General features: G+C 49.7%; 18 protein-coding genes, 1 other RNA gene and 1 pseudogene. 14 read left to right on the forward strand and 6 right to left on the reverse strand.

What is annotated here, in order from left to right; all coding sequences use genetic code 11:
• Positions 1-9: 9 nt before the first annotated feature.
• Both agaV and kbaZ read right to left on the reverse strand, forming a co-directional pair.
• Positions 10-483, reverse strand: coding sequence for a PTS N-acetylgalactosamine transporter subunit IIB (agaV, locus tag AACU94_RS00225; RefSeq protein ID WP_002461030.1), 474 nt, complete (start codon positions 481-483; stop codon positions 10-12).
• A 22-nt stretch (positions 484-505) separates the two neighbouring features.
• Positions 506-1,786 (reverse strand): tagatose-bisphosphate aldolase subunit KbaZ, encoded by a 1,281-nt coding sequence (kbaZ, locus tag AACU94_RS00230; protein WP_130259087.1) that lies wholly within the window; start codon positions 1,784-1,786, stop codon positions 506-508.
• A 248-nt stretch (positions 1,787-2,034) separates the two neighbouring features.
• Between kbaZ and agaR the strand changes: the two genes are divergently transcribed.
• Entirely contained in the window at positions 2,035-2,844 is an 810-nt protein-coding gene (gene agaR / locus AACU94_RS00235) for an aga operon transcriptional regulator AgaR (protein WP_000072187.1), read from the forward strand.
• Between the two features lie 54 nt (positions 2,845-2,898).
• Here the strand turns inward: agaR and yhaV are convergent, their stop codons facing one another.
• The 3 genes and pseudogenes from yhaV to garD all read right to left on the reverse strand — a co-directional run bounded on the left by yhaV (position 2,899) and on the right by garD (position 5,417).
• Positions 2,899-3,363, reverse strand: a complete 465-nt coding sequence (yhaV, locus tag AACU94_RS00240; protein ID WP_135488706.1) for a type II toxin-antitoxin system ribonuclease toxin YhaV — start codon at positions 3,361-3,363, stop codon at positions 2,899-2,901.
• Positions 3,363-3,697: pseudogene (gene prlF / locus AACU94_RS00245) on the reverse strand (type II toxin-antitoxin system antitoxin PrlF). Before prlF ends, yhaV begins: the two are co-directional and overlap by 1 nt.
• 148 nt (positions 3,698-3,845) lie before the next feature.
• Positions 3,846-5,417 (reverse strand): galactarate dehydratase, encoded by a 1,572-nt coding sequence (gene garD, locus AACU94_RS00250; RefSeq protein ID WP_135488707.1) that lies wholly within the window; start codon positions 5,415-5,417, stop codon positions 3,846-3,848.
• A 374-nt stretch (positions 5,418-5,791) separates the two neighbouring features.
• Between garD and garP the strand changes: the two genes are divergently transcribed.
• The 5 genes from garP to rnpB all read left to right on the forward strand — a co-directional run bounded on the left by garP (position 5,792) and on the right by rnpB (position 10,483).
• Positions 5,792-7,126: a galactarate/glucarate/glycerate transporter GarP gene (gene garP, locus AACU94_RS00255; RefSeq protein ID WP_135488708.1), complete on the forward strand. Its 1,335-nt coding sequence runs from the start codon at positions 5,792-5,794 to the stop codon at positions 7,124-7,126.
• Between the two features lie 15 nt (positions 7,127-7,141).
• Entirely contained in the window at positions 7,142-7,912 is a 771-nt protein-coding gene (garL, locus tag AACU94_RS00260) for a 2-dehydro-3-deoxyglucarate aldolase (RefSeq protein WP_135488709.1), read from the forward strand.
• Positions 7,913-7,941: 29 nt separating this feature from the next.
• Complete coding sequence (gene garR, locus AACU94_RS00265; protein WP_135488710.1) at positions 7,942-8,832, forward strand: 2-hydroxy-3-oxopropionate reductase; 891 nt, start codon at positions 7,942-7,944, stop codon at positions 8,830-8,832.
• A gap of 96 nt (positions 8,833-8,928) precedes the next feature.
• On the forward strand, positions 8,929-10,074 hold the full coding sequence (garK, locus tag AACU94_RS00270; protein WP_130219249.1) for a glycerate 2-kinase: 1,146 nt from the start codon (positions 8,929-8,931) through the stop codon (positions 10,072-10,074).
• 32 nt (positions 10,075-10,106) lie between these two features.
• An RNA gene (rnpB, locus tag AACU94_RS00275) (RNase P RNA component class A) lies at positions 10,107-10,483 on the forward strand.
• A 367-nt stretch (positions 10,484-10,850) separates the two neighbouring features.
• Here rnpB and tdcR read toward each other — a convergent pair.
• Positions 10,851-11,069, reverse strand: coding sequence for a transcriptional activator TdcR (tdcR, locus tag AACU94_RS00280; RefSeq protein ID WP_240726410.1), 219 nt, complete (start codon positions 11,067-11,069; stop codon positions 10,851-10,853).
• 313 nt (positions 11,070-11,382) lie between these two features.
• Here tdcR and tdcA point away from each other — a divergent pair, with 313 nt between their 5' ends.
• The 8 genes from tdcA to AACU94_RS00320 all read left to right on the forward strand — a co-directional run bounded on the left by tdcA (position 11,383) and on the right by AACU94_RS00320 (position 21,767).
• Positions 11,383-12,321 carry a transcriptional regulator TdcA gene (gene tdcA / locus AACU94_RS00285; RefSeq protein WP_130210820.1) on the forward strand — a complete coding sequence of 313 codons (939 nt, stop codon included), beginning with the start codon at positions 11,383-11,385 and terminating at the stop codon, positions 12,319-12,321.
• A gap of 95 nt (positions 12,322-12,416) precedes the next feature.
• The gene (gene tdcB / locus AACU94_RS00290) at positions 12,417-13,406 is read left to right on the forward strand and encodes a bifunctional threonine ammonia-lyase/L-serine ammonia-lyase TdcB (protein ID WP_130218297.1); all 990 of its coding nucleotides are present in this window, start codon (positions 12,417-12,419) and stop codon (positions 13,404-13,406) included.
• 21 nt (positions 13,407-13,427) lie between these two features.
• Positions 13,428-14,759: a threonine/serine transporter TdcC gene (tdcC, locus tag AACU94_RS00295; protein WP_130210806.1), complete on the forward strand. Its 1,332-nt coding sequence runs from the start codon at positions 13,428-13,430 to the stop codon at positions 14,757-14,759.
• A 25-nt stretch (positions 14,760-14,784) separates the two neighbouring features.
• A complete protein-coding gene (gene tdcD / locus AACU94_RS00300; protein ID WP_135488711.1) occupies positions 14,785-15,993 on the forward strand; it encodes a propionate kinase in 1,209 nt (402 codons plus the stop codon).
• A gap of 33 nt (positions 15,994-16,026) precedes the next feature.
• Entirely contained in the window at positions 16,027-18,321 is a 2,295-nt protein-coding gene (gene tdcE / locus AACU94_RS00305; RefSeq protein ID WP_130218293.1) for a 2-ketobutyrate formate-lyase/pyruvate formate-lyase, read from the forward strand.
• 13 nt (positions 18,322-18,334) lie between these two features.
• The gene (locus AACU94_RS00310; RefSeq protein ID WP_064529572.1) at positions 18,335-18,724 is read left to right on the forward strand and encodes an enamine/imine deaminase; all 390 of its coding nucleotides are present in this window, start codon (positions 18,335-18,337) and stop codon (positions 18,722-18,724) included.
• A 69-nt stretch (positions 18,725-18,793) separates the two neighbouring features.
• Positions 18,794-20,158 (forward strand): L-serine ammonia-lyase, encoded by a 1,365-nt coding sequence (tdcG, locus tag AACU94_RS00315; RefSeq protein ID WP_130223840.1) that lies wholly within the window; start codon positions 18,794-18,796, stop codon positions 20,156-20,158.
• Between the two features lie 277 nt (positions 20,159-20,435).
• The gene (locus tag AACU94_RS00320; RefSeq protein WP_130218289.1) at positions 20,436-21,767 is read left to right on the forward strand and encodes an amino acid permease; all 1,332 of its coding nucleotides are present in this window, start codon (positions 20,436-20,438) and stop codon (positions 21,765-21,767) included.
• Positions 21,768-21,777 lie beyond the last annotated feature (10 nt).

A 21,777-nucleotide genomic window follows, 5' to 3' on the forward strand; every position in this document is an offset into this window, starting at 1 on the left:
ATTAATACCTCAAAGTAATTTAAAGAGGTCCACAGCAGGCTCTGTCGGGACGCCCTGAACGAAGCATTCCACCCCAGCGGCTTTCAGGTCGTTAAATGCTGCGATATCGCCCGCATCCACAGAAACCGTTTTGGCGATTTGCTGCTTGCCATTGGCGTAGTGCATATTGCCAACGTTAATGCGGCTAACCGGGACGCCACCTTTCACCAGCGTCAGGAAATCGGCGGGTGTTTTACAAACCAGCAGGATTTTCTGCCGATCGGCGGCGCGATGAATGTTGTCGATAACTTTTTGCAGCGACCAGAAACGTACGGCGATCCCTTCTGCCAGTACCATTTCCATCAGGTTTTGTTGTACCGGATCTTCGGCAACCTCATCGTTGGCTACCAGCACCAGATTTGCCCCCGCAAATCCGACCCACTGAACGCCGACCTGACCGTGAATCAAGCGTTCATCAATCCGGCTTAAAACAATATTTGGCATAGCGTGTTCCTCTTTGTTTTGCTTATTGGCCTTCACAGGCTGTGTGGTACTGCGCCAGGATGTCCTGAATATGGTTGATAATGAGTTCCCGTGGCGTTGGCTGCAGCTCGCCGGAGCGAACTTTCATGTACTGCAGCGGCAGATACTGGCTGATGAGCGGTAGCGGAATTGGTGAATCCGCCAGATTACGAACCAGATGGGCGAAAGCGTCATCAATCTGGCTGTCCGGCCAGTAGTAACGCACGCGATCCGAGTAGCTATAACCACGCGCCAGACGACGCGCGTTGCCGTCACCGTGGTAGTGGCTTTGCCAGTATTCCGGGCGGTCGAGCATCACGTTTTCCAGTACCTGACGCAGACCGGAACAGGCTTTCGCTGGCACCAGTTCTTCTTCAATCGCTGCCAGAGAGAACAGGGCTTCACGCAGGGCGAAGGTCAGCGCCGGGCCGACTTTCAGAATGGCAAAGTGGTCAATCACCAGCTGGCGCAGCGATTGCGGCGTTTGATAATCCGTAGAGTGAGCTTCGAAAATCAGCGTTTCGTAGTTTTCGACCATTTGGCTTAAGGCGGTCGCTTTGGCGGGCTGATAATCAATAACGTTGGTGTGATCGAATTCGACGCCAGGCTGAACTACCAGCGCAATGATGCGTGGCCAGATGGCATTCAGACCTTGCTTTTCAAAAGCGTGACGATGGGCTTCCAGCGTGGCGCGGGCGGCATCCGGCGTGGTGACTGCCAGTTCGCTTAAGGTTTCATGTGCGCCGCCAGGCACCGGAACTTCGGTACCAATGACATACACCAGATCGGCCTCGCCAAAATGTTCACGGCAGGTTTCTTCCGCCACTTTCGCCAGACGAGCGGCGCGTTCGGCAACGATGCCATCAGTTAAGGGAACCGGATCGTCCTGACAGGACATGCTGCAATCAAGGTGAATTTTTTTGAATCCTGCCGCGACGTAGCTTTTAATCAAATCATCGGCATTGGCCATCGCCTGAGCGGCAGGCAGGTTTTGCCAGCGGTTTGGCCCCAGATGGTCGCCACCCAGAATCAACGCGTCCTGTGGGAAATTCAGCGAGTCAGCAAGCTGGCAAACAAAGCCGCGAAAATCGGCGGGCGTCATTCCGGTATAACCGCCGAACTGGTCCACCTGATTGGAGGTTGCTTCAATCAGTAACGGCGTTTGGTTTGTACTGGCGTAGCGGATTGCAGCTTCCAGCACCAGCGGATGTGCGGAACAAACGGCATAAATCCCATTTGTTTTGCCCGCTTTGTGCTGTCTCACCATTTCTGTCAGATGTTTCACTTTCCTCTCCAGTTTAGATTGCTGCGATATTAATCTTTCGTTTTGTTTCAGTTGATACTGCTTCATGGTGAGATAAAAATAAAACGAAAGATAATGGTTTTCTGATCTGATTCACAAAAGAAACATAATGAAAGCAATTGAAACGAGAGAAGCTTGCGCCAATGGGCAAGGTGGGCTTGCATTTGCTTAATAGAAAGGCGTTAATAGGCAAAACGAAATGAAACGAAAGTTTTACGAAAGGACTTACTATGAGTAATACCGACGCTTCAGGTGAGAAGCGAGTGACAGGCACCAGCGAGCGACGAGAACAGATCATTCAGCGTCTACGCCAGCAAGGAAGTGTGCAAGTAAATGATCTATCGGCATTGTATGGCGTATCTACTGTGACGATTCGCAACGATCTGGCGTTTCTGGAAAAGCAGGGGATCGCTGTGCGTGCCTATGGTGGCGCGTTGATCTGCGATAGCACGACGCCGTCAGTCGAGCCATCAGTGGAAGATAAAAGCGCGCTCAACACGGCGATGAAACGCAGCGTTGCGAAAGCTGCCGTTGAGTTGATTCAGCCAGGTCATCGGGTGATCCTCGACTCCGGGACCACCACTTTTGAGATTGCTCGTCTGATGCGCAAGCACACAGATGTGATTGCAATGACCAACGGTATGAACGTGGCCAATGCTTTGCTGGAAGCGGAAGGCGTTGAGCTGCTGATGACCGGCGGGCATTTGCGCCGTCAGTCACAATCTTTTTACGGCGATCAGGCTGAACAATCGCTGCAAAATTACCACTTCGATATGCTGTTTCTTGGTGTTGATGCTATTGATCTGGAGCGCGGCGTCAGCACGCATAATGAAGATGAAGCTCGTTTAAACCGTCGGATGTGCGAAGTTGCGGAACGGATCATCGTAGTCACCGATTCCAGTAAGTTCAACCGCTCCAGCCTACATAAGATCATCGATACCCAGCGGATCGACATGATCATTGTTGATGAAGGCATTCCTGCGGATAGTCTGGAAGGGCTGCGAAAGGCAGGGGTTGAAGTGATTCTGGTCGGGGAGTGAGAAAGGGTGCCCGCTGGTCAACACCAATGCGTTCGGCGGGCATTGTGAACACTATCAATGCTTTTCTTCTGTCTCTTGGGTGAGGGTTTCCCAGTCGGCAGGAGGATGTCCTCTTTTTAACATTTTGCTGAATACGGTATAGGCATCTGTTTTTTTACCGTAGGAGCGCAGCGTGTTTTCATCGTTCATCCATCCCAGAATGATGACTTTCTCTTTTTCGCTGTAACGAAAGAAGAGACGATAACGACCAGCGCCAAATTTTACCCGTGACCAGTCTTTATTTTTCCCAGAGCCTAACGACTTACCATGACGGAATGCCGGTGATGATGGATTGACCGTGATATGCTCCTCAATCACTTTATGGACTACCGCCAATAACTTTGTGGCGGCTTTTCTCTGATAATTTTCAGGCTCTTTCCCCTTTAATGTCTCGACTTCGGCAACTAAAGCGTCGTAGGTTTCCTGAAAGCAGGGATGAGCATATAGCGCCCAACCATTAACCCTTTGTGGAAAATCCATTATTCGTCGTCGCCAATCTCATCATCAATGTTGACGTCCATGCCAGCGACAAGTTTCTTTCCTTGTTGAATGTTGAATGGACGAGTTTTTGCGGGTTGTTCTGGATATCTGCATCCAGAAAACGCAAAAATGCATTCATAGTATGATCCTCCTGTTCATCTCCCAGTCGGCACATAAATACTTGCCCACCAGGCAGAATTTCGTAATGAATGCTGTCCTGGCCTGGCTTCAGTTTTAAGGCCTCACGCACTGGCGCGGGGATAGTTGTTTGTCCGCGTATCGTGACCTTTGATTCAGTGGTCAGTACAGCGTGAGAGCGAGCATTAGCGGGCATGATTCACTGTCCTTTTACAGCCTGTTTTCTGCTCAAATTATAAGCTTGAACTAAGGTAATGCAAATGCATTATTAATGGACGTGGGGACTTTAAACAATAAAAACATGGCACTAAGGCCATGTTTTGCGAGGGACGTTCCAAAAGAAATCAGGTCACCGGTGCCGGGTTAAACACCGCCAGCTGGTTATGCAGTCCCCATTGATCCGAGAAGGTTTTCTTCTTCCCGCTGGCGACGTCGAGAATAAAGTGGAACAGCTTCCAGCCCACCTCTTCAATGGTTTCTTCGCCGGTGGCGATGGTGCCCGCGTTGATATCCATTAAGTCAAACCAACGGTTTGCCAGCTCGGTGCGGGTCGCCATTTTAATGACGGGTACCGCCATCAGGCCGTACGGTGTACCACGGCCGGTCGTAAACACTTGCACGGTGATACCCGAAGCCACCTGTTGCGTGCCACAGACAAAATCGCTGGCTGGCGTCGCGGCGTAAATTAATCCGCGTTTAGTCGGGCGTTGACCGGGCGACAGCACTTCAACAATTGCACTTTTACCCGATTTAGCAATGGAGCCGAGTGCCTTCTCTACCACGTTTGCCAGACCGCCTTTCTTGTTGCCCGGCGAAGGGTTGGCGCTGCGGTCGGTTTTTCCCATATTGAGATAGTTATCGTACCACTCCATCTCTTCCAGCAGCCGTTTGCCGACCTCTTCGTTAATGGCGCGCGGTGTCAGTAGATGAATCGCGTCACGCACTTCCGTGACTTCTGAAAACATCACCGTTGCACCGCAGCGCACCAGTAAATCAGACGCATATCCAACCGCCGGGTTTGCCGTTACGCCAGAAAATGCATCGCTGCCGCCGCATTGCATGCCGACAACCAGTTCTGAAGCCGGGCAGGTTTCTCGCTGACGTTGATTCAGTTTTTGTAGATGGCGTTCGGCGACCTGCAAAATATCCTCGACCATGGACTGAAAGCCGACATGCTTTTCATCCTGCAAGCTGACAATGCTGGCGCTTTCTACTGGAATAGCTTGCACATCATCCGTTCCAATCAATAAACGTTCAGGCTGTAACTTTTCACAGCCCAGGCCAATCACCATCACCTCGCCGCCAAAATTTGGATTGAGCGAAATATTGTGAATGGTACGTATTGGCACTACAGCCGCCGGAGCATTAATCGCCACGCCACAACCGTACAGGTGATTCAACCCCACCACGCCATCGACGTTCGGGTATTTTGGCAGCAGATCGCGCTCAATGATTTTTACTACGTAATCCACCACGCCTGCCACACAGTGGACGCTGGTGGTAATGCCGAGCAGGTTTTTGGTACCCACGCTACCATCAGCATTGCGATAGCCCTCAAAGGTATAACCTTTCAGCGGCGGTAAGGGTTCCGGGACTTTGGTTGCCAGTGGTAGCGTGTGTAACGGCGGCGCTTCCGGTAGTACTACCATTGATTCGTCGATCCAGCTTCCGCGTGGGATTGCGCGCACGGCGTAACCAATCACTTCGCCATAACGAATAATTTCACCATTAGCCGGAATGTCCAGCAATGCGACTTTATGCCCCTGGGGAATATGTTCAATTAATTCCAGTCCGTCCGGAAAACGCGTTCCTGCTTTCAGGCCATTATCATTAACAATAATTGCCACATTATCTGTGTCGTGAACTTTTATATAAAACGCAGTTGGCGTTTCTTGTCTGATTTCGATGTTGGCCATTGTGCAATATTCTCCAGCCAGGGACTATTAAAATGAGGACCTGGTCTCATTTAAAAATAAATGACTTCATTGGGTGAAATAAGAATGTCAGGAGTTTAAACGCAGAAATGTGATCAATGTCAATCATTTCAGGGATTGCAGTACCGCCCGGCAAGGCAATGCGTAAATCTGTGCTTTAGCGCGCAACCTTATGTGCATATGCTCAAAATAATATTTAAATCGTATTAATTAAATTAGCATTTGCACAATGATTATTATTCTCGCGCTGCTTATACTGATTCCCGAGTTCATTGTCATTACGGCATAAATGAAACTCATAAATAACATCTTCCCCATAATAATAAAAATCAGCATAAGTACCCGAGGTAAATAAAATGATTCTGGACACCGTTGACGAAAAAAAGAAAGGCGTGCATACCCGCTATTTAATATTACTGATTATTTTTATTGTTACCGCCGTTAACTACGCCGATCGTGCAACGCTGTCTATTGCTGGTACCGAAGTGGCAAAAGAGTTGCAGTTAAGTGCGGTTTCGATGGGTTACATCTTCTCCGCTTTTGGCTGGGCCTACCTGCTGATGCAAATCCCCGGCGGCTGGCTGCTTGATAAGTTTGGCTCGAAGAAAGTTTACACTTACAGCCTCTTTTTCTGGTCGCTGTTCACCTTCCTGCAAGGCTTTGTTGATATGTTCCCGCTGGCCTGGGCAGGGCTCTCCATGTTCTTTATGCGCTTTATGCTGGGGTTTTCGGAAGCGCCGTCATTCCCGGCGAACGCCCGTATTGTCGCGGCCTGGTTCCCGACGAAAGAACGTGGTACTGCCTCCGCCATCTTTAACTCGGCGCAATATTTTTCGCTGGCGCTCTTCTCACCGCTGCTTGGCTGGCTGACTTTTGCCTGGGGCTGGGAGCACGTCTTTACCGTTATGGGAGTGATTGGCTTTGTGCTGACGGCGCTGTGGATCAAGTTGATTCATAACCCGACAGATCATCCACGCATGTCCGCGGAAGAGTTGAAGTTTATCTCTGAAAATGGCGCGGTGGTTGATATGGACCATAAAACGCCGGGCAGTGCAGTGGCAAGCGGTCCCAAACTGCATTACATCAAGCAATTGCTCTCCAGTCGCATGATGCTGGGTGTATTTTTCGGACAATATTTTATCAACACCATCACCTGGTTCTTCCTTACCTGGTTCCCGATTTATCTGGTGCAGGAAAAAGGTATGTCGATTCTGAAGGTAGGCCTGGTCGCCTCGATTCCGGCACTGTGTGGTTTTGCTGGAGGCGTGCTCGGTGGTGTCTTCTCGGATTATCTGATCAAACGCGGTTTGTCACTGACCCTGGCTCGTAAGCTACCGATTGTACTGGGAATGTTGCTGGCTTCCACCATCATCTTATGTAACTACACCAACAACACCACGCTGGTGGTCATGCTGATGGCGCTGGCCTTCTTTGGCAAAGGATTTGGTGCGCTGGGCTGGCCGGTGATTTCTGACACCGCGCCGAAAGAGATTGTTGGTCTCTGCGGCGGCGTCTTTAACGTCTTTGGCAATGTTGCCTCCATTGTCACTCCACTGGTGATTGGCTACCTGGTAAGTGAACTGCACTCCTTCAATGCAGCACTGGTTTTCGTGGGATGTTCGGCGCTGATGGCGATGGTCTGCTACCTCTTCGTGGTTGGCGACATTAAACGTATGGAATTGCAGAAATAAGCAAAGGTATAAGCGATGAATAACGATATTTTTCCCAATAAATTCAAAGCCGCACTAGCTGCGAAACAGGTACAAATTGGTTGCTGGTCAGCTCTCTCTAACCCGATTAGCACTGAAGTTCTTGGTTTGGCTGGCTTTGACTGGCTGGTGTTGGATGGCGAACATGCGCCAAACGATATCTCCACATTTATTCCCCAACTGATGGCCCTGAAAGGTAGCCCCAGCGCGCCAGTGGTGCGGGTGCCGACCAACGAACCGGTAATTATTAAGCGTCTTCTGGATATCGGTTTCTATAACTTCCTGATTCCATTTGTCGAAACAGAAGAGGAAGCGGTACAAGCTGTGGCATCTACTCGTTATCCACCAGAAGGTATTCGCGGCGTCTCCGTTTCTCACCGTGCCAATATGTTTGGCACCGTGGCGGATTATTTCGCTCAGTCGAACAAGAACATCACCATTCTGGTCCAGATTGAAAGTCAGCAAGGCGTAGATAACGTCGATGCCATCGCCGCTACCGAAGGTGTAGACGGCATCTTCGTCGGTCCCAGCGATCTGGCTGCGGCATTAGGCCATCTCGGCAATGCATCACACCCGGATGTACAAAAAGCGATTCAACATATTTTTAACCGTGCCAGAGCGCACGGCAAACCCAGCGGTATCCTCGCACCGGTCGAAGCCGATGCGCGTCGTTATCTGGAATGGGGCGCGACGTTTGTGGCTGTTGGTAGCGATCTCGGCGTGTTCCGCACTGCCACCCAGAAACTGGCAGATACCTTTAAAAAATAACCACCACCGCAACAAGAGAGATGATTGATATGATTATGAAAGTTGGTTTTATTGGCCTGGGTATTATGGGTAAACCAATGAGTAAAAACCTTCTGAAAGCAGGTTACTCGCTGGTGGTTTCTGACCGTAACCCTGAAGTTATCGCAGAAGTGATTGCTGCAGGTGCAGAAACAGCGTCTACGGCTAAAGCGATCGCTGAACAGTGCGACGTCATCATTACCATGCTGCCAAACTCTCCTCATGTGAAAGAAGTGGCGCTGGGTGAAAATGGCATTATTGAAGGCGCGAAACCCGGCACGGTATTGATCGACATGAGTTCTATCGCACCGTTGGCAAGCCGTGAAATCAGCGAAGCGCTGAAAGCGAAAGGCATTGATATGCTGGATGCTCCGGTTAGCGGTGGTGAGCCGAAAGCGATTGATGGCACTCTGTCAGTGATGGTGGGTGGCGATAAGGCTATTTTCGACAAATACTATGACTTAATGAAAGCGATGGCGGGGTCTGTGGTACATACCGGGGAAATCGGCGCAGGCAACGTCACCAAACTGGCCAACCAGGTCATTGTGGCGCTGAATATTGCCGCGATGTCAGAAGCGTTGACGCTGGCAACCAAAGCAGGCGTTAACCCGGATCTGGTTTATCAGGCAATTCGTGGCGGACTGGCGGGCAGTACCGTGCTGGATGCGAAAGCGCCAATGGTGATGGACCGTAACTTCAAGCCAGGTTTCCGTATTGATCTGCATATTAAGGATCTGGCGAATGCGCTGGATACCTCCCACGGCGTTGGCGCGCAACTGCCGCTGACGGCTGCGGTTATGGAGATGATGCAAGCGCTGCGTGCCGATGGTCTGGGAACAGCAGACCATAGCGCCCTTGCGTGCTACTACGAAAAACTGGCGAAAGTCGAAGTTACTCGCTAATGACGTCGTGCCCGGATGGCTTATTGCTATCCGGGCCTGGAATCCAGGCCGAATAAGAGAAACGCCCCCCGGCGTCATGTGGTAACAGGCAAAGGTATGAAAATCGTAATCGCCCCAGACTCTTATAAAGAAAGTTTATCAGCCAGCGAGGTTGCGCAGGCGATAGAAAAAGGATTTCGGGAAATTTTTCCTGATGCACAGTACGTTTCTGTTCCTGTTGCCGACGGTGGCGAAGGAACGGTGGAAGCGATGATTGCTGCCACCCAGGGGGCTGAACGTCACGCCTGGGTTACAGGGCCGCTGGGCGAGAAAGTGAATGCCAGTTGGGGGATCTCCGGCGACGGCAAAACCGCGTTTATCGAAATGGCGGCGGCCAGTGGGCTGGCGCTGGTGCCATCGGAAAAGCGTGATCCGCTGGTAACCACTTCACGCGGCACAGGGGAGTTAATCCTGCAGGCGCTGGAGAGCGGTGCAACAAGTATCATTATCGGCATTGGCGGCAGCGCCACCAACGATGGCGGTGCAGGGATGATGCAGGCGCTGGGAGCGAAGTTAAGCGATGCCAATGGCAATGAAATCGGCTTTGGCGGCGGCAGTCTTAATACTCTGAATACCATTGATATCACTGGCCTCGATCCACGTTTAAAGAATTGTACGATTCGCGTCGCCTGTGATGTCACCAATCCGCTGGTGGGCGACAGTGGCGCTTCGCGGATCTTTGGCCCGCAAAAAGGGGCGAATGAAGCCACGATTGTCGAGCTGGACAAGAATCTCTCTCACTATGCTGATGTCATCAAAAAATCGCTGCATGTTGATGTGAAAGACGTCCCCGGTGCAGGTGCGGCGGGCGGAATGGGCGCGGCGTTGATGGCTTTTCTTGGCGCAGAGCTAAAGAGCGGCATTGAGATTGTGACTACGGCGCTTAATCTGGAAGAACATATTCATGATTGCACGCTGGTTATCACCGGAGAAGGGCGCATTGATAGCCAGAGCATCCATGGCAAAGTACCGATTGGGGTGGCTAATGTGGCGAAGAAATACAATAAACCGGTAATTGGCATTGCGGGTAGTCTTACGAAGGATGTTGGCGTTGTGCACCAGCATGGTATCGATGCTGTATTCAGCGTGTTAAACAGTATTGTTACGCTGGATGAAGCTTTCAGCGGGGCTTATGACAATATTTACCGAGCTTCGCGCAATATTGCTGCAACACTGGCGATTGGAATGCGCAACGCGGGGTGACAAGGGCGTGTAAACCCTCTATACTGCGCGCCGAAGCTGACCAGACAGTCGCCGCTTCGTCGTCGTCCTCTTCGGGGGAGACGGGCGGAGGGGAGGAAAGTCCGGGCTCCATAGGGCAGGGTGCCAGGTAACGCCTGGGGGGGAAACCCACGACCAGTGCAACAGAGAGCAAACCGCCGATGGCCCACGCGAGTGGGATCAGGTAAGGGTGAAAGGGTGCGGTAAGAGCGCACCGCGCGGCTGGTAACAGTCCGTGGCACGGTAAACTCCACCCGGAGCAAGGCCAAATAGGGGTTCATAAGGTACGGCCCGTACTGAACCCGGGTAGGCTGCTTGAGCCAGTGAGCGATTGCTGGCCTAGATGAATGACTGTCCACGACAGAACCCGGCTTATCGGTCAGTTTCACCTCTTCAACGAAAACCCGCTAGTGCAAACTGGCGGGTTTTTGCTTTTAGCGGGGCGAGTAAGATGAATGACTGTCCACGACGCTATACCTAAAAGAAAGCGGCTTATCGGTCAGTTTCACCTCTTCAACGAAAACCCGCCAGCGTAAACTTGGCGGGTTTTTGCTTTTGCGCGGCGGTAAGATGAATGACTGTCCACGACGCTATACCCAAAAGAAAGCGGCTTATCGATCAGTTTCTTTTTTTCAGTATAAATACTCTTTTTTCGTCACCCTTGTTGTCTCCCGAGATTACTTACCTTCAAATATGAATTATTAGTTTTGTGATCATCAACACAAAATGCTATCCGTGCATTATGAGGGCAGCAGAAATCATGGAAAACGATTGCATTCACAAAATGACGTCCTGCTATGATGGTAAAAGTTGACGTTAATCAATTGTTCGAGATGATCAATATCTGTATTCGACTTTTTAAAATATTGATAAAATAAATGTTTTGTGACCAACAAATTCCGCGAAAAAATGTGACGCGGCGCATTATTTACCTGTAAATATGATTTGTTTATAATAAAATTTGATAAGTTGCTCATTAAATTTAACTTAAAATTCGCCTGAGAAATACACGATATTTGCTTGAAATATCGTCGAAGGACATTTTTTAATAAGCCAGATAAAGCGTGTTGTTATCGCCATAAAATATGGTTATCCCCCCTTTGTTTTTTGATAAAAGTCAGGCTTTACGCTGATTTTATTATGTCAACTCATTGATATTAAAGATTTATATTGATTTAAGTAGATGCCTGGAAAGCAATTGGAAGTTAATTTGTGAGTGGTCGCACATATCCTATTCATTCCATTTTGATACACTTCATGTCGTCAATGAGGTAATTAATGCAGGTCGATATGAGCACTATTCTTCTTCCTAAAACGCAGCACCTGGTAGTCTTTCAGGAAGTCATCAGAAGTGGCTCTATTGGCTCGGCTGCAAAAGAATTAGGTTTAACTCAACCTGCTGTAAGTAAAATCATTAACGATATTGAAGATTATTTTGGCGTGGAATTAGTGGTACGGAAAAATACCGGTGTAACGCTGACGCCAGCCGGTCAATTGTTGCTCTCACGTTCCGAATCCATTACCCGCGAAATGAAAAATATGGTTAATGAGATAAGCGGTATGTCCTCTGAAGCCGTGGTGGAAGTCTCATTTGGTTTTCCTTCGCTAATTGGCTTTACCTTTATGTCCGGGATGATCAACAAATTCAAAGAGGTGTTCCCGAGAGCGCAAGTCTCAATGTATGAAGCACAGTTGTCCTCGTTCTTACCTGCTATCCGCGACGGACGCCTCGATTTTGCGATTGGTACATTAAGTGCAGAGATGAAGCTTCAGGATTTGCATGTTGAGCCGCTGTTCGAGTCCGAGTTTGTGCTGGTGGCCAGCAAGTCCCGAACATGCACCGGCACTACCACGCTGGAGTCGTTGAAAAACGAACAGTGGGTGTTGCCGCAAACTAATATGGGATACTACAGCGAACTTCTCACCACGTTACAAAGAAATGGCATCAGTATTGAAAACATCGTTAAAACCGACTCAGTCGTGACAATTTATAATCTTGTTCTCAATGCTGATTTCTTAACCGTGATTCCTTGTGATATGACTTCACCTTTTGGTTCTAATCAATTTATTACTATTCCGGTTGAAGAAACGTTGCCCGTGGCGCGATATGCCGCGGTATGGTCAAAAAATTATCGTATTAAAAAAGCAGCATCGGTTTTGGTTGAACTAGCCAAAGAGTATTCATCTTATAATGGGTGTAGACGAAGACAATTAATAGAAGCTGATTAGTTATTTGTTTTTCTCAAACATAAATAATCCACCTGTCTTTTTTCGGGTGTCGGTTACGGTTACCTACATATTTAATTCAGGTTAAGAGGTTTATCATGCATATTACATACGATCTCCCGGTTGCTATTGATGACATTATCGAAGCAAAACAACGACTGGCTGGGCGAATTTATAAAACAGGCATGCCTCGATCCAATTATTTTAGTGAACGTTGCAAAGGTGAAATATTCCTTAAGTTTGAAAATATGCAGCGTACTGGTTCATTTAAAATTCGTGGCGCATTTAATAAATTAAGCTCTTTAACCGATGCTGAAAAACGCAAAGGTGTGGTGGCCTGTTCTGCGGGTAACCATGCGCAAGGGGTTTCGCTCTCCTGCGCAATGCTGGGCATCGACGGGAAAGTGGTAATGCCGAAAGGCGCGCCAAAATCCAAGGTCGCGGCGACATGTGACTACTCCGCTGAAGTTGTTCTGCACGGCGACAACTTTAACGACACCATCGCCAAAGTTAGCGAAATTGTCGAAACGGAAGGCCGTATTTTTATCCCACCTTATGATGATCCGAAAGTGATTGCCGGTCAGGGAACGATTGGCCTGGAAATTATGGAAGATCTCTATGATGTCGATAATGTGATTGTGCCAATTGGCGGTGGCGGTTTAATTGCTGGTATTGCGGTAGCGATTAAATCTATTAACCCGACAATTCGTGTTATTGGTGTGCAATCAGAAAACGTTCACGGCATGGCGGCTTCTTTCCACTCGGGAGAAATAACCACGCACCGAACTACCGGCACCCTGGCGGATGGTTGTGATGTCGCCCGCCCGGGTAATTTAACTTACCAAATCGTTCGTGAATTAGTCGATGACATCGTGCTGGTCAGCGAAGACGAAATCAGAAACAGTATGATTGCCTTAATTCAGCGTAATAAAGTCGTCACCGAAGGCGCAGGCGCTCTGGCATGTGCTGCGTTATTAAGCGGTAAATTAGACCAATATATTCAAAACAGAAAAACCGTCAGCATTATTTCCGGCGGCAATATCGATCTTTCTCGCGTCTCTCAAATCACCGGTTTCGTTGACGCTTAATTAATTCGTTGAGGATAGGATATGAGTACTTCAGATAGCATTGTATCCAGCCAGACAAAACAATCGTCCTGGCGTAAATCAGATACCACATGGACGTTGGGTTTGTTCGGCACAGCTATTGGTGCCGGCGTGCTGTTCTTCCCTATCCGCGCAGGTTTTGGCGGACTGATCCCGATTCTTCTGATGTTGGTATTGGCATACCCCATCGCGTTTTATTGCCACCGGGCGCTGGCGCGTCTGTGTCTTTCTGGCTCTAACCCTTCCGGCAACATTACGGAAACGGTGGAAGAGCACTTTGGTAAAACGGGTGGCGTGGTCATCACGTTCCTGTACTTCTTCGCGATTTGCCCTCTGTTGTGGATTTATGGCGTAACCATTACCAACACCTTTATGACGTTCTGGGAAAACCAGCTTGGCTTTGCGGCGTTAAACCGCGGCTTCGTGGCGCTGTTCCTGCTGCTGCTGATGGCGTTCGTCATTTGGTTTGGTAAGGATCTGATGGTTAAAGTGATGAGTTACCTGGTATGGCCATTTATCGCCAGCCTGGTACTGATTTCTCTGTCACTGATCCCTTACTGGAACTCTGCTGTTATTGATCAAGTTGACCTCAGTGCGCTGACGTTAACCGGTCATGACGGTATCCTGATCACCGTCTGGCTGGGGATTTCCATCATGGTCTTCTCCTTTAACTTCTCGCCAATCGTCTCTTCCTTCGTGGTTTCTAAGCGTGAAGAGTATGAGAAAGACTTCGGTCGCGACTTCACCGAGCAGAAATGCTCACAGATCATCTCCCGTGCCAGCATGCTGATGGTTGCCGTGGTCATGTTCTTTGCCTTCAGCTGCCTGTTTACGCTGTCTCCGGCAAACATGGCGGAAGCAAAAGCACAGAACATTCCGGTGCTTTCTTATCTGGCTAACCACTTTGCTTCCATGTCCGGTGAGAAATCGACGTTCGCCACCGTACTGGAATATGCCGCTTCTATCATCGCACTGGTTGCTATCTTCAAATCTTTCTTCGGTCACTATCTGGGAACGCTGGAAGGTCTGAACGGTTTGGTACTGAAGTTCGGCTACAAAGGCGATAAGACGAAAGTGTCTTCCGGCAAACTGAACACCATCAGCATGATCTTCATCATGGGTTCCACCTGGGTAGTTGCTTACGCCAACCCGAACATTCTGGACCTGATTGAAGCCATGGGCGCGCCGATTATCGCTTCACTGCTGTGCCTGTTGCCGATGTATGCCATCCGTAAAGCGCCGTCGCTGGCGAAATACCGTGGTCGTCTGGATAACGTGTTTGTTACCGTGATTGGTCTGCTGACCATCCTGAACATCGTGTACAAACTGTTTTAATCCGTAACTCAGGATGAGAAAAGAGATGAATGAATTTCCGGTTGTTTTGGTTATTAACTGTGGTTCGTCTTCAATTAAGTTTTCCGTGTTGGATGCCTCGAACTGTGAAGTATTAATGTCAGGTATTGCCGACGGTATTAATTCGGAAAATGCATTCTTATCCGTAAATGGAGGAGAGCCAGCACCGCTGGCTCACCACAGCTACGAAGGTGCATTGAAGGCAATTGCGTTTGAACTGGAAAAGAGGAATTTAAATGACAGCGTGGCCTTAATTGGCCACCGCATCGCCCACGGCGGCAGTATTTTTACCGAGTCCGCCATTATTACCGATGAAGTCATTGATAATATCCGTCGCGTTTCTCCACTGGCGCCGCTGCATAATTACGCCAATTTAAGTGGCATTGAATCGGCCCAGCAATTATTTCCTGGCGTAACTCAGGTAGCAGTATTTGATACCAGCTTCCACCAGACAATGGCCCCGGAAGCGTTTTTATACGGCTTGCCGTGGAAATATTACGAAGAGCTGGGTGTGCGCCGCTACGGCTTCCACGGCACGTCTCACCGCTATGTGTCCCAGCGTGCGCATTCTCTGCTGAATCTGGCGGAAGAAGACTCCGGCCTGGTGGTGGCGCATCTTGGCAATGGCGCATCTATTTGCGCGGTTCGTAACGGGCAGAGTGTGGATACCTCAATGGGTATGACGCCGCTGGAAGGGTTGATGATGGGGACGCGCAGTGGCGATGTCGACTTCGGCGCGATGTCCTGGGTGGCCAGTCAAACCAACCAGAGTCTTAGCGACCTGGAACGCGTGGTGAATAAAGAATCGGGACTATTGGGGATTTCCGGTCTTTCTTCCGACTTGCGTGTACTGGAAAAAGCCTGGCATGAAGGTCATGAACGTGCACAACTGGCAATTAAAACGTTTGTTCACCGAATTGCCCGTCATATTGCCGGACACGCTGCCTCATTACATCGCCTGGATGGAATTATATTCACCGGTGGAATAGGTGAGAATTCAAGTTTAATTCGTCGTCTGGTCATGGAACATTTGACTGTATTAGGCGTAGAGATTGATGCAGAAATGAATAATCGCTCTAACGCTTACGGTGAAAGAATTGTGTCCAGTGAAAATGCGCGCGTAATTTGCGCCGTTATTCCGACTAATGAAGAAAAAATGATTGCGCTAGATGCAATTCATTTAGGCAAAGTTAAAGCACCCGCAGAATTTGCATAATTTAGTTGAAGTATTGTAGAGAGATTATTTTTCATGAAGGTAGATATTGATACCAGCGATAAGCTGTACGCCGACGCATGGCTTGGCTTTAAAGGTACGGACTGGAAAAACGAAATTAATGTCCGCGATTTTATTCAACATAACTATACACCGTATGAAGGGGATGAATCTTTCCTCGCCGAAGCGACGCCAGCCACTACGGCATTGTGGGAAAAGGTGATGGAAGGTATTCGTATCGAAAACGCGACCCATGCGCCGGTTGATTTCGATACCAATATTGCCACCACCATTACTGCCCATGATGCCGGTTATATCAACCAGCCGTTGGAAAAAATTGTTGGCCTGCAAACAGATGCGCCACTGAAACGTGCGCTGCATCCGTTCGGCGGCATCAACATGATTAAAAGTTCATTCCACGCCTATGGCCGTGAAATGGACAGCGAATTTGAATACGTGTTTACCGATCTGCGTAAAACCCATAACCAGGGCGTATTTGATGCTTACTCACCGGATATGCTGCGCTGCCGTAAATCTGGCGTATTGACTGGTCTGCCGGACGGTTATGGCCGTGGACGTATTATCGGTGACTATCGCCGCGTGGCGTTGTACGGCATCAGTTATCTGGTCCGTGAACGCGAACTGCAATTTGCCGATCTCCAGTCTCGTCTGGAAAAAGGGCAAGATCTGGAAGCCACCATCCGTCTGCGTGAAGAGCTGGCAGAACATCGTCATGCGCTGCTGCAGATTCAGGAAATGGCGGCGAAATACGGCTTCGACATCTCTCGTCCAGCGCAGAATGCGCAGGAAGCGGTGCAGTGGCTCTACTTCGCTTACCTGGCGGCGGTGAAATCGCAAAATGGCGGCGCGATGTCGCTGGGTCGTACTGCATCGTTCCTCGATATCTACATTGAACGCGACTTTAAAGCTGGTGTGCTCAACGAGCAGCAGGCGCAGGAATTGATCGACCACTTCATCATGAAGATCCGCATGGTACGCTTCCTGCGTACGCCGGAATTTGATTCGCTGTTCTCCGGCGACCCTATCTGGGCAACGGAAGTCATCGGCGGGATGGGGCTGGACGGCCGTACCCTGGTGACCAAAAACTCCTTCCGTTATCTGCATACACTGCACACCATGGGGCCAGCACCGGAACCTAACCTGACCATTCTGTGGTCGGAAGCATTGCCGATTGCCTTCAAAAAATATGCGGCACAAGTCTCCATCGTCACTTCTTCTTTGCAGTATGAAAACGACGATCTGATGCGTACTGACTTCAACAGCGACGATTACGCGATTGCCTGCTGCGTCAGCCCGATGGTGATTGGTAAGCAGATGCAGTTCTTCGGCGCACGCGCTAACCTGGCGAAAACGCTGCTGTACGCAATTAACGGCGGGGTGGATGAGAAGCTGAAGATTCAGGTCGGCCCGAAAACAGCACCACTGATGGACGACGTTCTGGACTACGACAAAGTCATGAGCAGCCTCGACCATTTCATGGACTGGTTGGCAGTGCAGTACATCAGCGCGCTGAACATCATCCATTACATGCATGACAAGTACAGCTACGAAGCCTCACTGATGGCGCTGCACGATCGTGATGTTTATCGCACGATGGCATGTGGTATTGCGGGCCTGTCGGTGGCGACGGATTCACTTTCCGCAATCAAATATGCCCGCGTGAAACCGATTCGTGACGAAAACGGCCTGGCGGTCGACTTTGAAATCGACGGCGAATATCCGCAGTACGGCAACAACGACGAGCGCGTAGACAGCATTGCTTGCGACCTGGTTGAACGCTTTATGAAGAAAATTAAAGCCCTGCCAACCTATCGTAACGCTGTACCAACTCAGTCGATTCTGACCATCACCTCTAACGTGGTGTACGGCCAGAAAACCGGTAATACGCCGGACGGTCGTCGCGCCGGAACACCGTTCGCACCGGGCGCTAACCCGATGCATGGTCGTGACCGCAAAGGGGCCGTGGCTTCGCTGACCTCCGTTGCCAAGCTGCCGTTCACCTACGCCAAAGACGGTATTTCGTACACCTTCTCAATTGTCCCTGCGGCGCTGGGCAAAGAAGATCCGGTACGCAAAACCAACCTTGTCGGCCTGCTGGATGGTTATTTCCACCACGAAGCGGATGTGGAAGGCGGTCAGCACCTCAACGTCAACGTTATGAATCGGGAAATGTTGCTGGATGCCATTGAGCACCCGGAAAAATATCCAAACCTGACAATCCGTGTCTCTGGCTACGCCGTGCGCTTCAACGCACTGACCCGTGAACAGCAGCAGGATGTGATTTCACGTACCTTTACCCAGGCGCTTTGATGCCGGAGGATGTATGAAAAAGATTATCGAAACGCAACGTGCGCCAGGCGCAATTGGCCCGTATGTTCAGGGCGTTGATTTAGGCAGCATGGTCTTCACCTCCGGACAAATTCCGGTTTGCCCGCAGACCGGGGAGATCCCTGCGGACGTGAAAGATCAGGCGCGTTTAAGCCTGGAAAACGTCAAAGCGATCGTGGTTGCTGCCGGGCTGACCGTTGGCGATATCGTGAAGATGACGGTGTTCATTACCGACCTTAATGACTTTGGCACCATCAATGAAGTTTACAAGCAGTTTTTTGACGAGCATCAGGCGACCTACCCGACACGCAGCTGCGTGCAGGTAGCGCGTTTGCCGAAAGATGTGAAGCTGGAAATTGAAGCTATCGCGGTACGCAACGCATAAAGCTCCTGAGCGGGGCGATCGCAGGGTCGCTCCGCTCCTCTTCACGAACGGCAATCCGAGGGTGTGGATATGATTAGTGCATTCGATATTTTCAAAATTGGGATTGGTCCCTCCAGTTCTCATACCGTGGGGCCAATGAATGCCGGAAAAAGTTTTATTGATCGACTGGAGAAGAGCGGCTTATTAACCGCGACGAGCCACATTGTGGTCGATCTTTATGGATCGTTGTCACTGACGGGCAAAGGTCACGCCACGGATATCGCTATCATCATGGGACTGGCAGGAAATAGTCCGCAGGACGTTGTTATTGATGAGATACCTGCATTTATGGAATTAGTGACGCGCAACGGAAGGTTGCCGGTGGCAGCGGGCGCACATGTCGTTGATTTCCCAGTGGCAAAGAACATTATTTTCCATGCGGAAACGCTGCCCCGTCATGAGAATGGGATGCGTATTACCGCGTGGAAAGAGCAGGAAGAACTGTTAAGCAAAACCTATTATTCAGTCGGTGGCGGATTTATTGTCGAAGAAGAACAATTCGGCCTGTCACTGGATGTTGAAACGCTCGTCCCTTACGATTTCCATTCAGCAGGTGAGCTGCTGAAAATGTGTGATTACAACGGGTTATCTATTTCTGGTTTGATGCTGCAAAACGAGTTGGCGCTACGTAGCAAAGCCGAAATTGATGCTGGTTTTTCGCGTATCTGGCAGGTGATGCATGACGGTATTGAACGCGGTATGAATACCGAAGGTGTGCTGCCCGGCCCGCTCAATGTGCCACGTCGGGCGGTGGCGCTGCGACGTTTGCTGGTTTCCAGCGACAATATCTCTAACGATCCGATGAACGTGATCGACTGGATCAATATGTTTGCTCTGGCAGTCAGCGAAGAAAACGCCGCTGGCGGACGTGTTGTGACAGCGCCAACTAACGGCGCTTGCGGCATTATTCCTGCGGTGCTGGCCTATTACGATAAATTCCGCCGCCCGCTCAATGAGCGCTCCATTGCCCGTTTTCTGCTGGCGGCTGGCGCTATCGGTGCGCTGTATAAAATGAATGCCTCCATTTCCGGTGCGGAAGTGGGCTGTCAGGGCGAAATTGGCGTGGCCTGTTCAATGGCGGCGGCAGGGTTAACCGAACTGCTGGGCGGCAGCCCGGCGCAGGTGTGCAATGCGGCGGAAATCGCTATGGAACACAACCTGGGACTGACCTGCGATCCGGTTGCCGGGCAGGTGCAAATTCCGTGTATTGAACGCAATGCTATTAATGCTGTTAAAGCCGTGAACGCCGCGCGGATGGCGATGGGACGCACTTCTGCACCGCGTGTTTCTCTCGATAAAGTTATCGAGACGATGTACGAAACCGGCAAAGATATGAACGATAAATACCGCGAAACTTCACGCGGAGGACTGGCCATTAAAGTGGTCTGCGGCTGATATCTCAGCCGCGTTTATACTGGGGTGCACAAAATGTGCACCCTTTTTTATTGTGATCTGCCGCAAATAGAGAATAACTATTTCTCTAAGATTGATTTGATAGAAAATTATTATCCATAACTGCTATTTCAAAGTCTTGATTGTGAAGATTTTCTCTGACCTCACGCGTATCATTTCTTCATTCTAATAACTCGCCTGCAAAAAAACGTAGACCGCGTATCGCCTTGATGCGGCTCGAAAAAAATAATAAGCCCTACAAAATATTGAGCGAGAACTTATGGAAATTGCAACGAATAAAGGCGTCATTGCAGACGCTTCGACCCCGGCGGGTCGTGCTGGAATGAGTGAAAGTGAATGGCGTGAAGCTATCAAATTCGACAGTACCGACACCGGTTGGGTGATTATGAGTATTGGGATGGCGATTGGCGCGGGGATAGTTTTTCTCCCGGTGCAGGTCGGATTGATGGGATTGTGGGTATTTTTGCTCTCATCAGTGATTGGCTACCCGGCAATGTATCTGTTTCAGCGATTGTTTATTAATACGCTGGCGGAATCTCCAGAGTGTAAAGATTACCCGAGTGTCATTAGTGGTTATTTGGGTAAAAACTGGGGCATTTTATTAGGTGCACTTTACTTTGTGATGCTGGTTATTTGGATGTTTGTTTACTCCACCGCCATCACTAACGATAGCGCCTCCTATCTGCACACTTTCGGCGTGACGGAAGGATTGCTGTCTGACAGTCCGTTTTATGGCCTAGTACTGATTTGTATTCTGGTAGCGATCTCTTCACGCGGCGAGAAACTGTTATTCAAAATTTCGACCGGCATGGTGCTGACCAAACTGCTGGTGGTGGCGGCGCTGGGTGTATCGATGGTCGGGATGTGGCATCTGTATAACGTAGGTTCGCTGCCGCCGCTGGGGCTGCTGGTGAAAAACGCCATTATCACACTGCCGTTTACCTTAACCTCGATTCTGTTTATCCAGACGTTAAGCCCGATGGTGATCTCTTATCGCTCGCGGGAAAAATCAATTGAAGTGGCGCGGCATAAAGCATTGCGGGCAATGAATATCGCGTTTGGCATTTTGTTTGTCACCGTCTTTTTCTACGCAGTGTCGTTCACTCTGGCGATGGGACATGACGAAGCAGTAAAAGCCTATGAGCAGAATATTTCCGCGCTGGCGATTGCAGCTCAATTTATTAGCGGTGACGGTGCAGCATGGGTGAAAGTGGTCAGCGTCATCCTCAATATCTTTGCCGTAATGACAGCGTTCTTTGGCGTTTATTTAGGCTTTCGCGAAGCAACGCAAGGGATCGTAATGAACATCCTGCGCCGCAAGATGCCAGCTGAGAAGATTAACGAAAATCTCGTTCAGCGCGGCATCATGATTTTCGCCATTTTACTGGCCTGGAGCGCCATCGTACTGAATGCGCCAGTGTTGAGCTTTACCTCTATCTGTAGCCCGATTTTCGGCATGGTAGGGTGCCTGATCCCGGCGTGGTTGGTTTACAAAGTACCGGCATTGCACAAATACAAAGGTGCCTCTCTGTACCTGATTATCATCACCGGTTTGTTGCTTTGCGTTTCTCCGTTCCTGGCATTTTCATGATTTACCTGAA

The organism is Escherichia sp. E4702, assembly GCF_963883545.1.
Lineage (GTDB): Bacteria > Pseudomonadota > Gammaproteobacteria > Enterobacterales > Enterobacteriaceae > Escherichia.

What these genes read in the sequence shown, in the direction of transcription:
- agaV (WP_002461030.1), bottom strand. Translation starts at nt 483, where the DNA reads ATGCCAAATATTGTTTTAAGCCGGATTGATGAACGCTTGATTCACGGT.
- agaR (WP_000072187.1), top strand. Translation starts at nt 2,035, where the DNA reads ATGAGTAATACCGACGCTTCAGGTGAGAAGCGAGTGACAGGCACCAGC.
- yhaV (WP_135488706.1), bottom strand. Translation starts at nt 3,363, where the DNA reads ATGGATTTTCCACAAAGGGTTAATGGTTGGGCGCTATATGCTCATCCC.
- garD (WP_135488707.1), bottom strand. Translation starts at nt 5,417, where the DNA reads ATGGCCAACATCGAAATCAGACAAGAAACGCCAACTGCGTTTTATATA.
- garP (WP_135488708.1), top strand. Translation starts at nt 5,792, where the DNA reads ATGATTCTGGACACCGTTGACGAAAAAAAGAAAGGCGTGCATACCCGC.
- garL (WP_135488709.1), top strand. Translation starts at nt 7,142, where the DNA reads ATGAATAACGATATTTTTCCCAATAAATTCAAAGCCGCACTAGCTGCG.
- garR (WP_135488710.1), top strand. Translation starts at nt 7,942, where the DNA reads ATGATTATGAAAGTTGGTTTTATTGGCCTGGGTATTATGGGTAAACCA.
- garK (WP_130219249.1), top strand. Translation starts at nt 8,929, where the DNA reads ATGAAAATCGTAATCGCCCCAGACTCTTATAAAGAAAGTTTATCAGCC.
- tdcR (WP_240726410.1), bottom strand. Translation starts at nt 11,069, where the DNA reads ATGAGCAACTTATCAAATTTTATTATAAACAAATCATATTTACAGGTA.
- tdcA (WP_130210820.1), top strand. Translation starts at nt 11,383, where the DNA reads ATGAGCACTATTCTTCTTCCTAAAACGCAGCACCTGGTAGTCTTTCAG.
- tdcB (WP_130218297.1), top strand. Translation starts at nt 12,417, where the DNA reads ATGCATATTACATACGATCTCCCGGTTGCTATTGATGACATTATCGAA.
- tdcC (WP_130210806.1), top strand. Translation starts at nt 13,428, where the DNA reads ATGAGTACTTCAGATAGCATTGTATCCAGCCAGACAAAACAATCGTCC.
- tdcD (WP_135488711.1), top strand. Translation starts at nt 14,785, where the DNA reads ATGAATGAATTTCCGGTTGTTTTGGTTATTAACTGTGGTTCGTCTTCA.
- tdcE (WP_130218293.1), top strand. Translation starts at nt 16,027, where the DNA reads ATGAAGGTAGATATTGATACCAGCGATAAGCTGTACGCCGACGCATGG.
- AACU94_RS00310 (WP_064529572.1), top strand. Translation starts at nt 18,335, where the DNA reads ATGAAAAAGATTATCGAAACGCAACGTGCGCCAGGCGCAATTGGCCCG.
- tdcG (WP_130223840.1), top strand. Translation starts at nt 18,794, where the DNA reads ATGATTAGTGCATTCGATATTTTCAAAATTGGGATTGGTCCCTCCAGT.
- AACU94_RS00320 (WP_130218289.1), top strand. Translation starts at nt 20,436, where the DNA reads ATGGAAATTGCAACGAATAAAGGCGTCATTGCAGACGCTTCGACCCCG.